General features: G+C 67.9%; 10 protein-coding genes. 8 read left to right on the top strand and 2 right to left on the bottom strand.

What is annotated here, in order from left to right:
• Positions 1 to 24 precede the first annotated feature (24 nt).
• Entirely contained in the window at positions 25 to 3,957 is a 3,933-nt protein-coding gene (hrpA, locus tag ACIOSY_RS14835; RefSeq protein WP_400854594.1) for an ATP-dependent RNA helicase HrpA, read from the top strand.
• 670 nt (positions 3,958 to 4,627) lie between these two features.
• Entirely contained in the window at positions 4,628 to 5,233 is a 606-nt protein-coding gene (locus tag ACIOSY_RS14840) for a hypothetical protein (protein ID WP_400854596.1), read from the top strand.
• 612 nt (positions 5,234 to 5,845) lie between these two features.
• Here ACIOSY_RS14840 and ACIOSY_RS14845 read toward each other — a convergent pair.
• Positions 5,846 to 5,941, bottom strand: coding sequence for a hypothetical protein (locus ACIOSY_RS14845; protein ID WP_400854662.1), 96 nt, complete (start codon positions 5,939 to 5,941; stop codon positions 5,846 to 5,848).
• A 573-nt stretch (positions 5,942 to 6,514) separates the two neighbouring features.
• Between ACIOSY_RS14845 and ACIOSY_RS14850 the strand changes: the two genes are divergently transcribed.
• The 6 genes from ACIOSY_RS14850 (at position 6,515) to ACIOSY_RS14875 (ending at position 12,223) form a co-directional block, all read left to right on the top strand.
• Complete coding sequence (locus tag ACIOSY_RS14850; RefSeq protein ID WP_400854664.1) at positions 6,515 to 6,835, top strand: GIY-YIG nuclease family protein; 321 nt, start codon at positions 6,515 to 6,517, stop codon at positions 6,833 to 6,835.
• A 147-nt stretch (positions 6,836 to 6,982) separates the two neighbouring features.
• On the top strand, positions 6,983 to 7,588 hold the full coding sequence (locus tag ACIOSY_RS14855) for a hypothetical protein (protein ID WP_400854598.1): 606 nt from the start codon (positions 6,983 to 6,985) through the stop codon (positions 7,586 to 7,588).
• The gene (locus ACIOSY_RS14860) at positions 7,588 to 9,141 is read left to right on the top strand and encodes a hypothetical protein (protein ID WP_400854600.1); all 1,554 of its coding nucleotides are present in this window, start codon (positions 7,588 to 7,590) and stop codon (positions 9,139 to 9,141) included. Before ACIOSY_RS14855 ends, ACIOSY_RS14860 begins: the two co-directional genes overlap by 1 nt.
• 85 nt (positions 9,142 to 9,226) lie before the next feature.
• Positions 9,227 to 10,171 (top strand): zinc-binding alcohol dehydrogenase family protein, encoded by a 945-nt coding sequence (locus ACIOSY_RS14865; RefSeq protein ID WP_400854602.1) that lies wholly within the window; start codon positions 9,227 to 9,229, stop codon positions 10,169 to 10,171.
• 44 nt (positions 10,172 to 10,215) lie between these two features.
• Positions 10,216 to 11,238 carry a Gfo/Idh/MocA family protein gene (locus ACIOSY_RS14870; RefSeq protein WP_400854604.1) on the top strand — a complete coding sequence of 341 codons (1,023 nt, stop codon included), beginning with the start codon at positions 10,216 to 10,218 and terminating at the stop codon, positions 11,236 to 11,238.
• Positions 11,231 to 12,223 carry an NYN domain-containing protein gene (locus ACIOSY_RS14875; RefSeq protein ID WP_400854606.1) on the top strand — a complete coding sequence of 331 codons (993 nt, stop codon included), beginning with the start codon at positions 11,231 to 11,233 and terminating at the stop codon, positions 12,221 to 12,223. Before ACIOSY_RS14870 ends, ACIOSY_RS14875 begins: the two co-directional genes overlap by 8 nt.
• Here ACIOSY_RS14875 and ACIOSY_RS14880 read toward each other — a convergent pair.
• A complete protein-coding gene (locus ACIOSY_RS14880; RefSeq protein WP_400854608.1) occupies positions 12,204 to 13,481 on the bottom strand; it encodes an MFS transporter in 1,278 nt (425 codons plus the stop codon). The two genes, ACIOSY_RS14875 and ACIOSY_RS14880, sit on opposite strands and share 20 nt — an antisense overlap.
• Positions 13,482 to 13,483: the final 2 nt, after the last annotated feature.

The following is a 13,483-nucleotide window of genomic DNA, read 5'->3' on the forward strand; positions in this document are numbered from 1 at the left end:
TGAAGAGCCTTACGATGGAGGGCTATGTCTTCCCCCGTGATCTCGTATCCCCCCGAGCTGCCGGTCAGTGCCGCACGGGAGGAGATCGCCGACGCCATCCGCGACAACCAGGTCGTGATCGTCGCCGGGGCGACCGGTTCGGGCAAGACCACCCAGCTGCCGAAGATCGCCCTCGAGCTCGGCCGCGAGCGCATCGCGCACACCCAGCCGCGACGCCTCGCCGCCCGCACCATCGCCGAACGCGTGGCCGAAGAGATGCAGGTCGAGCTGGGCACGCTCGTCGGCTACAAGGTGCGCTTCACCGACAAGGTGTCCGACGAGACGCGCATCGCGCTCATGACCGACGGCATCCTCCTCAACGAGATCCACCGCGACCGTCTGCTCACCCGCTACGACACGATCATCATCGACGAAGCGCACGAGCGCTCCCTCAACGTCGACTTCCTACTGGGCTACCTCGCCCGCATCCTGCCGGAGCGCCGCGACCTGAAGGTGATCATCACCTCGGCGACGATCGACCCGCAGAGCTTCGCGAAGCACTTCGAGCAGGCGGCGGGCCGCCCTGTGCCGATCATCGAGGTGTCCGGACGCACGTACCCGGTCGAGATCCGGTACCGCCCGCTCGTCGCCGACGGCGACGACGACGACGACGCGGCCTCGGATGCCGCGACCGACGCGTCCGCCGAGCCCGAGGACGAGGTGTCCGCGATCGTCGCGGCCCTCCGCGAGCTCGACCGCGAGGCCCCGGGCGACGTGCTGGTCTTCCTTCCCGGCGAGGCCGAGATCCGTGACGCGGCGGATGCCGTGCGCGGCGCGTATTCGAAGGACCGCTCCCCCACCGAGGTTCTCCCTCTCTACGGGCGGCTGTCGGCCGCCGAGCAGCACCGGGTGTTCGAACGCAGCCGCGTGGCGGGCGTGCGGCGACGGGTGGTGCTCGCCACGAACGTCGCGGAGACGAGCCTCACGGTTCCCGGCATCCGCTATGTGATCGACACGGGCACCGCGCGCATCTCCCGCTACAGCAACCGCTCCAAGGTGCAGCGCCTGCCCATCGAGGCGATCTCGCAGGCCTCGGCCAGCCAGCGCTCGGGTCGCGCCGGCCGCACCAGCGACGGCATCGCCATCCGTCTCTACTCCGAAGAGGACTTCACCAAGCGCCCGGAGTTCACCGAACCCGAGATCCTGCGCACCTCGCTCGCCTCCGTGATCCTGCAGATGCTGTCGCTCGGATTCGGCGACATCACCGAGTTCCCCTTCCTCACCCCTCCCGACTCCCGCGGCGTGAAGGCCGCCTTCGATCTGCTCACCGAGTTGGGTGCCGTGCAGGCCGCCCGCGGCGACGGCGCACCGCGGCTCACCCGCATCGGGCGCGAGATCTCGCGCATCCCGATCGACCCGCGGTTCGCCCGCATGCTGATCGAGGCCGGAAGCCAGGGTGTCGGCGCGGACGTGCTCGCGATCGTGTCGGGCATGTCGATCCAGGATGTGCGCGAGCGACCGGAGGAGCGCCGCGACGAGGCCGACCGTCTCCATGCGCGCTTCGTCGACCCCACCAGCGACTTCCTCACCCTGCTGAATCTCTGGAACCACCTGCGCGAGCAGCAGCGCGAACTGGGATCGAGCGCCTTCCGCCGGCTCTGCCGCGCCGAGCACCTCAACTACGTGCGGGTGCGTGAATGGTTCGACGTGCACCGCCAGCTGCGCACGCTCGTGAAGACCCCCGACGGTCGCGACGCGTCGGGATCGAGCGACCCGGATGCGATCCATCGCGCCCTGCTGTCGGGCCTCCTGTCGCAGATCGGCCTCCTCGACGAGCGCACCGCTCCCGCCGGCAAGACGCATTCGCCCGCGAAGGACGCCAAGAGGCGCATCGCCGAGTACCGGGGAGCCCGCGGCATCCGCTTCTCGATCTTCCCCGGTTCGGGGCTGCGTAAGAAGAGCCCCCGCGCGGTGATCGCCGCCGAGATCGTCGAGACCTCGCGCACCTTCGCCCGCACGGTCGCCGCGATCGACCCGGCGTGGGCGGAAGCACTCGCCGGCGAGCTCGCCAAACGGCAGGTCACCGAGCCGCACTGGTCGAAGGATGCCGGTGCCGCCGTCGCCTACGAGAAGGTGACGCTGTTCGGCCTGGAGATCATTCCTCGCCGTCGCGTGCAGTTCGCGCGCATCGACCGCGCCGCCTCGCGCGAGATGTTCGTGCGGCATGCGCTCGTCGAGGGCGAGTGGGATCCCACCCGCATCGACAAGCGCGTGAGCGCCTTCTGGCGCAGCAACGCCGAACTGCGCAAACGCCTCGAGAAGCTCGAGGAGCGCGAGCGGCGCCGCGACATCCTGGCGGGCGACGAGGCCGTCTTCCGCTTCTACGACGAGCGCATCCCGACCGAGGTGTTCGACGTGCGCTCGTTCGAGAAGTGGTGGGAAGAGACGCTCGCGTCGACCCCGAAGCTGCTGGTGATGCGCGAGGGCGACCTGCTCGACGACGATGCGCGCGCCACGCAGGACGAGTTCCCCACGCGCTGGACGCAGGGTGACCAGGTGCTCGGTCTCGCCTACCGCTTCGAACCCGGAGCGGTCGACGACGGCGTCAGTGTGGTCGTGCCGCTCGCCCTGCTCGCGCAGATCGAGGACCGCGGATTCGACTGGCAGGTGCCGGGGCTGCGCGCCGAACTCATCACAGGACTTCTGCGGGCACTCCCGAAGACCATCCGCCGTCACGTCGTTCCCGCCGCGGACTGGGCCGACAAGTTCGGCGCGGAGCTGGCGAACGAGGGCCCGGAGCATCACGACGGTCGCCCCGCCCGAACGCTCAAGGAGGCGCTCGCCCGGCAGATCCAGCCGCTCGCCAACCAGCTGGTGTCGGCGGCCGACTTCGACGACGAGCGCGTGCCCGCGCACCTGCGCATGAACTTCCGCGCGGTCGACGAGCGGGGCCGCGTGGCGGGTTCCGGTCGCGATCTCGCCACCCTGCAGGCGCAACTCTCCGACCGGGCGCGCAGCAGCGTCGCCCGCTCGATCGCGCGGCCCGCCCCGGCGCGAGGACCGAAAGACGGCTCGGCCTCCGTGGCCGCCGCATCCGCCCGTGGCCCCATCGAACAGGACGGACTCACGACCTGGACCTTCGGCGACCTGCCGGAGGTGCTCGACACCCGCGTCGCCGGCGGCGTCGTGCGCGGCTACCCGGCGATCGTCGACCAGGGCAAGACCGTCTCGGTGCGCGTCGAGTCGTCGGCGGATGCCGCGACCGCGGCGACCCGCGAGGGCGTGCTGCGCCTCGTGCTGCTCGCGGTGCCCTCGCCCTCGTCGTACGTGCAGCAGCACCTCACCAGTCAGGAGAAGCTCGCGCTCGCCGCCTCTCCGTACCAGTCGGCGGCCGCGCTGATCGAGGACTGCCGCGCCGCAGTGGCCCGCAAGACGATCCAGGGGATCGTCGCGGACGGCGTGGTGCGCACCGAGGCAGAGTTCGCCCGCGTCAGGGATGCCGTGTCGGCCACGCTCGTCGACGACCTGTTCGCCTGCGTCTCGCTGGTGGCCCGCATCCTCACGCAGTCGCGCGAGGTGGAGCGGGGCATCAAGTCGCAGAACTCGCTCGCACTGCTCGGCCCCCTCAACGACATCCGCACCCAGTTGAGCGGCCTGCTGCATCCGGGCTTCGTGTCGGCCGCGGGCATCGACCGGCTCGCGCACTTCCCCCGCTATCTCACCGCGATGCTCGACCGGTTGAAGACTCTCACCACCGAACCGGGCAAGGACCGCGCGCGCATGACCGAGTACGAGCGCATGGCGAAGGCGTTCGAGGATGCCGGCGGCACCATTCCGCTCCCCCGCGACGCCGCACCGACGCTCGTCGAGACGCGCTGGCTGCTCGAGGAGTATCGCGTGAGCGTGTTCGCGCAGCGCCTCGGTACCGCGCAGGCCGTATCTCCGCAGCGCATCATGAAGGCCCTCGCGGGGAAGTAGAGACGGACGGCGTTCCGAACGAGCGTCCCTGCTCGGTGGGCTTGCGTCGCCACCTCCTCTCCCCCTCCTTAAGTTCCCGTTCGAGGTCTCCCTCCGGGCGTCGCGAGAGCCTCGTGATGCGCTCTCCCGACGTGGTGACTTGTGTAGTGAAGTCGCGCACGCTTTTGTCGCGCCTGGAATCTCCTTCAGTAACGGCTGACGGGTCGCCCAGGGCCGACCCCACCCAGAGAATCGAGATCCAAAATGACCATCAACACCGCACCGTTCGTGCAGTGGTTCCTGACCTTCGGGCGCGCGTTGTCCTAGGCGGTCGACTTCACGGATCCCAACTTCAACAACAGTGCGATTACGCGAGCGCGCATTGAGCGGGTCATGCAGGCCCGCGCCGCAATGTCGAACCAGAAGGACGCCTACGCGGAATGGCGACGAGGTGGCGCTCCAGGAGGCGGAGCGGCGCAAGGTCACCGCGCTGCCGGCGGCTGGCCGGCCGCTGGAGGCGCTCAGCTTCCATGCGAACCGCTCCGGCTGGCCGCGATCGCTCAGTGGATTGAGGCCTTCTCCGTGTCCAGGGAAACCCCACGGCACGGCGCGGGCCGTAAACCGGACCAGAGCCCGGGGCGGAGCGCTCCCCAGCATCGGCCGTTGGCTAGTCTGAGCGCTGGAGGCTACTTTGGGCGACGAATTCAAATCACCTGCACTACTGCTGGACGTGCCAGTCGGCATGTCCATCTGGGACCTGGTCGAGCACCTAGCGATCTACGCTCGACACACCCTCGAATTATTGCCCGGACGGATTCACAAGGCCAGTTTCACGGTGCGGGACAAAACTGGATCCCAATTGACGCGTAATTCTATGCCAGAGCTGCGGGAGGCTGTCCGGGCTAATCACCTCGACGTGAGCTACTTCTATGCATCGGTAAACCTGGCCGCACCAGGTGCGTTGCCCTGGCACGATGACACTGCTGTTACGGTTTGGGCCGACTTGGGTGCGGGAGAAAAGATCGACCGCGCGCGCGTCGAGATCGAATCGACCAACAAGATACAAGCGGACGGGGTACACGCTCAGATGCGGAAGGAGGTCGAGCATATTCGGCAGGATCCGGAGCTTCCGTCCCACGCGGTCAAGCCGGTGGCGGATGCGCAGCCAAGTACCACGGCCTCGGCCTCCTGGTTGTCTCGGACATGGCGCGACCACACCGCAACGTTCGTTGTAACCGTTCTAGGCGGTGTTGTGGTCGCTGTGCTTGCGGCCTTGCTCGGGTTACAGGCCTTCTAGTTTCGGAGCGGGACGAACTTCCCAGTTATGGTTGGCGCTCCGCGCCCCTCCTGCCTAGTCGGCGTCCGGCCTATCAAGGGGCGGGCGGTGACGAATCAGTGTTGCCACTTCGCCGACGTCGCGCCGGCCTCGCCTCCAATGGGACAACACGTGGGCAGCATGCTGGATATCGAGCTTGCTCTTCTCGCTCGTCTTGTTGGCGCGCGCGGTCAGGAGCGAGTATGTCGCTTCGAGCGGCGGATTCTCCTAGGCAGTAGCGGCCATCTGTGCCACTCGCACCGCCGAGAGGAGCTCCCCGCGGGCTGCATGCGGCGGAGCTGCCGCGGTAGATGGGTTGTGGCCACCGATAGCGAAGCTGAATGCGTCGGTTGCGCCATTGAGTGCTCCGAGCAATCGGACAACCTCAGCGACCGCTAGATCAAGTCCCCGCTTGTGCTGAGCGTCGGCAAGGATCCGCTCTCGCTCATCAGCTCGCTCCTGCTCGCGACCTTGACGATGCCGTGCGAAAAGCCAGGAGGCGAGTGCTCCAACCACGGCGCCCGCGAGCGCCCCAACGTTGTGGCCGCGAACGTATCCCAGACGTCCATGCTCGAACCCTACCGACGGGGACCCCTAGGGCACCGAGACCAGATCGCCGACTGGAACGTCGAACGCGTCGGTGATACGGAACCAGGACTCGAGGCGGCCGTTGCTCTGGCCGTGCTCCACATCAACCAAAGTTCTGCGGCTAACGCCGGAACGCTCCGCCAACTCGTCATAGGGACCATCCGCGGTCCTGTCGAAGCTGGGAGGATAGCTCTGATGACTCTCACGCTCGCCCCGCTTCTGCTAGATGCGGGCATCGACGTCACCGATGCCATCGCAATCCGCCACGCTTACACAACTGAGCCCGACGGCATCCATGCTGACTCGACCGACGACGAGATCCTCCTCTACACACGAACACAATCGGCTTCAACCGCGAAGTTCTTGGCCGCTCCGCCGAAGTATTGGGTGGTGTTCATCCGGGAGGGTGGAGCCGAGGCACGATTGTGGTCCGTTGTGGAGAACCGGGGCGAGCTTTGGAACGACGGCACGCGCCGAGGGTTTGACGTCGTGAAGACTGACCATATGGGCGAGCTCCGGAACCGGCTCGTGATCGGCTGGCGCCCTACGCGCAGATGGTGGATGCGAGCAGCGACCGCCGCAACCTATCCCGTAAGTGGCATCGCGGATGCCGAGCCGATTCCATTCCCGGGATTCGACCGGCTGGTCCTGAGCCACACCAACCTCCAAGCCGTGATGCGCGAGCCTCGTTATGCATCTTGGTGCACCGCGCTTGCATCGGTGATCGGCGTCTACCTGATCACGGATACGCGCGACGGTCGCCACTACGTTGGAAAGGCAGACGGCCTGGAGAACATCCGCCAGCGCTGGAACACATACGCCGCCAACGGAAACGGGGGCAACGTGGAGCTACGTAGCCTCGATCCAAGCACGTTCCGATACTCGCTCCTGCGGGTGTTCGACCCGTCCACGCCGACCGCTGAAATCAACATCGCTGAGAGCCATTACAAGCTGGCTCTGGACAGCCGCGTACCCCACGGGCTGAACAGGAACTAGGTCCCGCCGACGACCGCGCACGGGATGCCGGTTCGATGATCGCTCAGTCGGGCCAGAGCGCTGGTTTCTAGCCGGGAGGCACCTTCCGCCATTGGCTGGACGCCGCAATGTGCGGCCGGTCGCTGAGAGTTCGCTAATGTACCGTTCATGACCCGAATCGAGGGGGAATCGGCTCAGGCCAAGGGAGCGGACGGTGCGCGCCGCGCGAAGCGGTGGCTGGAATCGACCACGCGCGTCAGCGCCAACTGGGTGAACCCCGACAAGCCCGCCGTCCCTAAGCTGACCTTCGCATGGCCCCATGGCAACCAGAACTTTTCATTCGACCTCGGCGGCGTCCTAAAGTACGGCGACTTCGACGGGCAGGTCTTCTTTGCCGAGTCGAAGAACTACTCGGAGCCTCACGACCTCCGTGACCACTACTCGAAGTTCCTGGCGCAATGCTATGTTGCGCACCTCGACAAGCCGGGCTTCTGTGATCACTTCATGTGGATCGCATGGAGCCCGCACGACATCACGAAGTGGCCGATCCTCACCACGCCGGACTATGTGAAGAAGCACGTCATCAAGCACCGCGAGCGCGTATTCGGCGAGCCTGACGAGGCGAAGGCGGAGGCACTGGTCGATCTCGACGTGGTGTCGGCGGTGGCGAGCAAACTATGGTTGATCATCCTCTCGGAGAAGCAGGAGAAGCTCGTCATCTCGGGCGAGCATAGAGGGGTCATCGACAAGTACGAGGCCGAGAGAGGCGACTAATGGCTGACTCGTCCGCTTTCGCCGCGCTCATCCACGACGGTCTTTTCGACCCGTCGCCGAGCGAGTCCATCCTCCGTGTGAAGGATGCCGTGGCGAAGGAGCTTACGGCGCTCGACGCCACGGCACGAATCAAGCGCACCGACTACTTCAATCACACCTTCGCCCCGGACTTCATCATGACGTGGCCCGACGCGCGCACGCGCCGCGTGTACCTCCGCATGGCGTACGACCTCGAAGCGCTTGTGGACGACGTGGCGCTCATCGACTCGGCTGATCCACTGATTTTCGGCCTTACCGAGGCCGAGTCGATCGAGGCGAGGACGCAAGTAAACGAGGTGATCGCCAACAGCGACGCGATGTTCACTGAGCCCGCGGCGCTGGAGAAGTTGATCGACCGCAAGAAGTCCGATTCAACAGCGAACATGCTGAGCAACGCGCTCGCTCAGGGCGGGCGTGGATCATTCGTCGGTGACGAGGCCGTTGACCTGGCTGATGTGGTTCAGCATGGCTTCGCTGCCGCCGCCCAAGTTGAGACCAGAGGGACCGCCGAGGCGGTCGAGGCGCTCAGCGATCGTCTGCAAGGTCAGCAGGCGTGGCGCATGAACCGCGTTCTGCAGGCGGTTTGGGAGGGGAGCGAGGGCTCGCTCTCGACGTTCCCGGGCAAGGCCGACTTGTCGGGGAAGCTGAACTCCGAATCGCTGAGCTATCTGGTCAAGTACATGCGGACGGCGGACCGCGACTTTTGGCGACGAGTAGGGCGCGGACTGACACTCGCCGACTTGGAGAGCCTCGACTTCGCAGAGGCCCCGGGCAACGTCGAGAGCCTCATCCAGGCGAATCTCGATGTAATCTCTGCTCGCGCCACAGTCATCAAGCCGGACCCTCTCGGGCTCAATGCGACCGACTTGCGGGGGCATTTCGGTTGGAGCAAACGTGGTCGGCACATCACGTTCGAGGCCCCGAAGCTGTTCGCGGTCGTCGGCAGCGCGAAGACTGACCTCAATGATGTGGACGACGACGTAGCGGCGGCTGTGTCCGTGGATGCCTTCATCGAGCGTGCACGAGATACAGATCTCGTCGAGGTCAGCATCCATTCCGGGCCGGACCACATCAGCGTGAAGAACGATGAAGGCGCAATAAGCAACGAGAGTCTTCGTGGGGTGACTGCGACATTCGGCGGCTCGGCCGAGGTGGCCCAAGCGATCGTAGGCTCCCGAACTGGTCGCGTGACGGTCGACCTCCCCGAACGCTCCGGCACAGGCAAGACGCAGAGTAAAGTGCGCATGGCTGACTTACTCGCGACCACGATCCCGCTTGTGGTGGATGTGCCGGACGAGGTGCTCGAAGGGATCAAAGCGTTCCTGGCCTACGACGATGAGACCGGGCAAATCCCGCTGGGAATGTTCGAGCTGGAGGCGGGTGTGTCGCGTAAAGAGCTGCCCGCGCTTCCCCCGGGCATTCCAACGGACGATCTGCCCTTGCTTTTCACGTTCGACGCCTTCACCGAAGACGTGACTGAGATCCGCTGGGACTCGCCGAGTTCGGATAGCTGATAGTCGGAGCGGGAGTCCCCTCTGCAAACGCGTGGAGATCCAATGGTGACTCTCTCTATCGGGAGAGCGCGGGTAGCCTGGCAGCATGGCTCGCGCGATCGTCTACACCGAAATCGGCTCCCCCGACGTCCTGCACCTGATCGAGGTGCCCGACCCCGTCGCCGCTGCCGGCGAAGTCGTCGTGCGGATCGAGGCGGCGGGCGTCAATCCCATCGATGCGAAGATCCGCGGAGGCAAGCGCCCGTCTCCCCCGATCACCGAACCGCGTCCGGTCGGCTTCGACGGCGCCGGGGTGATCGAGACGATCGGCGACGGCGTCGAGGGGTTCGCCGTCGGCGACCGCGTCGCGATCCGCGACGCGCACGGCACGTACGCCTCGGCGCTCGCGCTGCCGACCGACAAGCTCGCGCTGCTGCCCGACAGCGTCACCGCCGCCGAGGGCGCGGGCATCGGCATCCCCGCCGGCACCGCCTACCAGGTGCTGCGCTCGCTCGACGTGAGCAAGGGCGACGTGCTGCTCGTGCACGCGGGATCCGGTGCCGTGGGTCAGGCCGCCATCCAGTTCGCCGTCGCCTGGGGAGCCACCGTGATCGCGACCGCGAGCCCGGCCCGCCACGATCAGCTGCGCGACCTCGGCGCGATCCCCGTCGCCTACGGCGAAGGACTCCTCGAGCGCGTGCGCGACGCCGCGCCCTCCGACGTGACCGTCGTGTTCGACGGCGCCGGCACCGACGAGGCCATCGAGGTCTCGCTCGCCCTCGTCGCCGACCGCGACCGCATCGGCACGATCGTGCGGGGCCCGGATGCCGCATCGTTCGGCATCCGCGCGTTCTCCGGCGGCTCGCCGATCCCGCTCACCGACCAGGAGCAGGCCTGGCGCGCAGAGGCCCTGCCCGCCACCATCGCCCTGCTCGCCACGGGCGACTTCGTGATCGAGCTCGGCCCCGCACTCCCCCTCGCCGAGGCGGCGCGCGCCCACGAACTCGTCGAGGCCCACGCGGCTGGCGGCAAGATCGTGCTCGTGCCCTGAGCAACGCCCAGCCCCGCCGACCCCGCACCCTCTACGCTGAGGGGATGACTGGTCTTCGATGGGGAATCCTCGCGACCGGCGGTATCGCCGGCGCCTTCGCTTCTGATCTGCGCGCGGCAGGGCTCGACCTGGTGGCCGTCGGATCACGATCACAGGAATCGGCGGACGCCTTCGCCGCCCGCTTCGACATCGCGCACGCGCATCCGTCGTACGAGGCGCTCGCCGCCGACCCCGACGTCGACATCATCTACATCTCGACCCCGCACCCGATGCACCACGAGAACGCGCGTCTCGCCCTGGAGCATGGCAAGCACGTGCTCGTCGAGAAGCCCTTCATGCTCACGCACGGCGAGGCCGCCGATGTGCAGCAGCTCGCCGCCGAGCGCGGCCTGCTCGCCATGGAGGCGATGTGGACCCGCTACCTGCCCCACATGATCCGCGCTCGCGAGATCATCGCCGCCGGCACCCTGGGCGAGATCCGTTCGGTCGCCGCCGACCACTCCCAGCTGCTCCCCTCCGACCCGACGCACCGCCTCAACGCGCTCGAGCTGGGCGGCGGGGCGCTTCTCGACCTCGCCATCTACCCGCTGTCGTTCATCTGGGACGTGCTGGGCGCCCCGACGAGCATCCAAGCCGTCGCCCGCCTCATCGAGACCGGTGCCGACGCCGAGGTCGCCACGGTCATGACCCACGCGGGCGGCGCGATCTCGACAAGCCTGTCGTCGTCACGCACTGCCGGGCCGAACACCGCCGTCGTGCTCGGCACCGAGGCGCGCATCGAGATCGAGCGCTTCTTCTGGTCGCCGTCCGTCCTGCGGGTGATCGACCCCGACGGCACCGTCATCGAAGAGTTCGACGGGCGACTCGACGAGACCGGTGGTCGGGGCATGCAGTTCGAGGCGCTCGCCGCCGAACGACTCGTGCGCGACGGCATCCTCGGCGGAGACATCCTCCCGCTCGACGACACCGTCGCCATCATGGGCATGCTCGACGAGATCCGCCGGCAGATCGGCGTGCGCTACCCGAGCGAAGACGCGACCGTCGATGCGGAGGTGCGACATGGCTGAGACCACCGACATCCGCGTCGCCGTCTACCTCGACTTCGACAACATCGTCATCTCCTGGTACGACCGGGTGCACGGACGCAACGCCTACGGCAAAGACCGCCAGCGCATCGCCGAGAACCCCCACGACCCCGAGGTCGCCGAGCGCCTGAGCGCCGCGATGATCGAGGTCGGGGCCATCATCGACTACGCCGCCTCCTTCGGCACGCTCGTGCTCACCCGCGCCTACGCCGACTGGTCGTCGCCGGTGAACGCCGTCTACCGCTCGCAGCTCGTGGCGCGTGCCGTCGACCTGGTGCAGCTGTTCCCGGCCGCCGCCTACGCGAAGAACGGCGCCGACATCCGCCTCGCCGTGGATGCCGTCGAAGACATGTTCCGCCTGCCCGACCTCACGCACGTCGTGATCGTCGCGGGCGACAGCGACTACGTTCCGCTCGCGCAGCGCTGCAAGCGTCTGGGCCGCTACGTGATCGGTGTCGGCGTCGCCGGCTCGACCGCCAAGTCGCTCGCCGCCGCGTGCGACGAGTTCGAGGCGTACGACTCGCTCCCCGGCGTGCACCGCCCGGTGCGGGCCGTCGCGCCCGTCGCCGAGCCCGCCCCCGCGGCCGTCGAGGAGGCCGTGGTGGCGGCTGTGGCCGAGGCCCCGGCGGATGCTCCGGCCGACGCGGTCAAGACGAAGAGCACGCGCTCCCGCCGCGCCAAGTCGGCCCCCGCGACCCCCGCTCCCGAGCCCGAGCCCGTCGTCGACCCGCAGAACGAGGCGACGCAACTGCTCGAGCGCGCGCTGCGTCTGGGACACGACAAGGCCGACGCCGACGAGTGGCTGCACAGCTCGGCGGTGAAGACGCATATGCGTCGCATGGACCCGTCGTTCAGCGAGAAGGGCCTGGGCTACCGGTCGTTCTCGGACTTCCTGAAGTCGCGCGACGACATCGCCGAGCTCGAAGAGACCGGGCACGAGCGTCTGGTCAGGCTCCGGGAGCAGTAGGCGGCACGGCGGTGCGCGGGTCGTCCGACCGCAGCGACCGCCACAGCACCGCGACCAGCACGACGGTGACCGCGCCGACCGCGCCGAACGCCACACGCGGATCGGTGAGGTCGGCGAGTCCGCCGACGAGCAGGCCGGTGATCACGGTCGACCCGGGCAGAGCCATCGCCCAGATGCCCATGATGCGCCCGCGGATCGCGACGGGCGCGGTGAGCATCACGAAGGCGTTCGCCCGCGCGATGAACCACATCACCACCGCCCCCAGCACGGCGAGCCCCGCGAACAGCAGGGGCAGAGACGGAGCGAGTGCGGTCGCCACCACGGCGACCCCCATCCCCAGCGCGAGCGCGCGCACCTCTCCGCCCCGCGGCATCATCGGACCCGTCGCCGAGAAGAACGCCCCGGGGAGAGCGCCGAGGCCGAAGGCGACGGTGAGGAGTCCGTAGGTTCCGCCGTCGCCGTCGAACACGTCGCTGACGATCAGGGGCACCACCACGACGATGTTGTACGACGCGGCCGCGCACACGGCGAGCAGCAGGGTGGCACGGATCGGAGCATCCGATGTGGCGTAGTGCCACGCGCCGCGCGGCGCGGACCCGCCGATGACGTGCGGCGCGGGGGCAGGGACGGGACGTGGGCTGAGCCGCAGCCTCCACAGCACGATCATCGAGGGCACGAACATCAGCGCGGTGAAGACGAAGCACCACGAGGCGTCGGCGATCACCAGCAGCAGACCAGCGACGGCGGGGCCGAGCACGCGCGACCCGTTGATGATCACCTCGTTCATGCTCACCGCGCCGGTCACCTTCTCGCGCCCGACGATGTCGAGCACGAGCAGCTGGCGCGCGGGGTTGTCGGCCGCGAACGCGACGCCGTGCAGCAGAGACAGGGCGAAGACGAGCCACAGCTGCAGCATCCCCGAGAAAGCCAGGGTCGCGAGCGCGAGCGCCACCGCCATCTGCGCCGCCGCGGTCACGAAGAGCACACTGCGCCGCGAATGGCGATCGACGAGGATGCCGATGAACGGGCCGAGCGCCAGGGTGGGCAGCATCATGCACGCGGCGACGGCGCCGAGCGCGATGCCGTCTCCCCCGAGCTGCACCACGACCCAGGCGAGCGCCACCTGAGACGCCGCGCCCCCGGCTCCCGACAGCAGCTGCGCCAGGCTCCACCGCCGATAGTCGCGGATGCGCAGCGGGGCGAACGACCGGGTCAGTGCCTCGCGCGTGAATCGAGCCCGCAGGGGCTCCCAGGACACGG

It is taken from the genome of Microbacterium sp. NPDC087665, assembly GCF_044743285.1.
Lineage (GTDB): Bacteria > Actinomycetota > Actinomycetes > Actinomycetales > Microbacteriaceae > Microbacterium.

Coding starts and splice junctions, on each gene's coding strand:
- hrpA (WP_400854594.1), top strand. CDS start 25: ATGTCTTCCCCCGTGATCTCGTATCCCCCCGAGCTGCCGGTCAGTGCC.
- ACIOSY_RS14850 (WP_400854664.1), top strand. CDS start 6,515: ATGCGCGAGCCTCGTTATGCATCTTGGTGCACCGCGCTTGCATCGGTG.
- ACIOSY_RS14855 (WP_400854598.1), top strand. CDS start 6,983: ATGACCCGAATCGAGGGGGAATCGGCTCAGGCCAAGGGAGCGGACGGT.
- ACIOSY_RS14860 (WP_400854600.1), top strand. CDS start 7,588: ATGGCTGACTCGTCCGCTTTCGCCGCGCTCATCCACGACGGTCTTTTC.
- ACIOSY_RS14865 (WP_400854602.1), top strand. CDS start 9,227: ATGGCTCGCGCGATCGTCTACACCGAAATCGGCTCCCCCGACGTCCTG.
- ACIOSY_RS14870 (WP_400854604.1), top strand. CDS start 10,216: ATGACTGGTCTTCGATGGGGAATCCTCGCGACCGGCGGTATCGCCGGC.
- ACIOSY_RS14875 (WP_400854606.1), top strand. CDS start 11,231: ATGGCTGAGACCACCGACATCCGCGTCGCCGTCTACCTCGACTTCGAC.